Source organism: Enterobacter cloacae complex sp. 394F7 (genome assembly GCF_057320385.1).
The window spans coordinates 1-1,344 of the sequence record NZ_JBXWCS010000034.1 but is presented as its reverse complement, the minus strand read 5'-3'; the positions used below and the strand labels follow the sequence as shown (position 1 = coordinate 1,344).

The window sequence follows — 1,344 nt, the reverse complement described above, 5'->3', positions numbered from 1 at the left end:
TCGGGCAGGTGACCGCCATCCACCGGGAAGAAGGCCTCAGCCAGTACCGCGATTACGATGACAACGGGAGGCTCATCAGCCTGCGAAATGCACCGGGTCATGAAACCCGCTATGAATACAGCGTGGCGGGCGACCTGACCACCGTAATTCACCCGGACGGCAGCAGGCAGACCACCGTGTACGACGCGGCCGGCCATCCGGTCAGCACCACCGGAGGCGGTCTGACCCGACAGATGGAGTACGACGCCGCCGGGCGCGTCATCCGGCTGGTCAATGAGAACGGGGCCAGCACCACCTTTACTTACGACCTGCTGGACAGGCTGGTGCAGGAATGTGGCTTTGACGGCAGAACACAATGTTACCACTACAGCCTCACCGGGCAGCTTGTCCGCAGTGAGGATGAAAACCTCGTCACCCGGTGGCACTACGATGAATCAGACCGGCTGACGCATCGCACCATAAACGATGAACCGGCAGAGGCGTGGCAGTACGACTCACGCGGCTGGCTGACAGGCATCTGCCACCTCAGCGACGGCCACCGCGTTGCGGTGCTCTACGATTATGACGATAAGGGCCGGATGGTCAGTGAACGGCAGACCGTGGACCACCCTGAAACCGGTGAACGGCTGTGGGAACACCTCACAAAACACGATTATTCAGCCGGGCTGGCAACCCGGACCACCCCTGACGGTCTCCCGCCAGTGGAGTGGCTCATCTGGGGCTCCGGCTATATTGCCGGGCTGAAGCTGGGTGACATGCCCCTGATGGAGTTCACCCGTGACCGGCTGCACAGGGAGGTGCAGCGAACCTTTGGACAGTACACCCTGGCCACGGCATACACGCCTGCCGGGCAGCTGCTGAGCCAGGCCGTCAGCAACCCGCAGCTGAACCGGGAGTACGGCTATGACGACAGCGGCCAGCTTATCCGCATCCGTGGTACATATCAGGAAATGTACCATTATGACGATGCAGGTCGTCTCATCAGCGCCCGGCACCACAACCAGCTACAGCGATACCTCACCGACCCGGCGGGCAACCGGGCGGCTGACCGGGAGCAGTACCCGTCGCTTCCCGCGCTGTGGCGGGATAATCGCATCAGCGAAGACGGCCAGTTCTTTTACCGTTATGACGAGCACGGCAGGCTGACGGAAAAGGATGAGCGCAGCATCCGCGACGGCGGCAGCCACAGTCACCACTATCACTATGACCACCGGCACCGGCTGGTACACCACCGCCTGACGCAGCAGGGGCAGACGCTGCAGGAAAGCCGCTACCTGTACGACCCGCCGGGGCGCCGCGTCGGGAAACGGGTGTGGACCAGAGAAGCCCCGCCGGAAGTCACGT

General features: G+C 62.7%; 1 pseudogene. It reads left to right on the top strand.

The features are described from left to right. A pseudogene (locus AC2FAK_RS22880) lies at positions 1-1,344 on the top strand (type IV secretion protein Rhs); the annotation flags it as partial.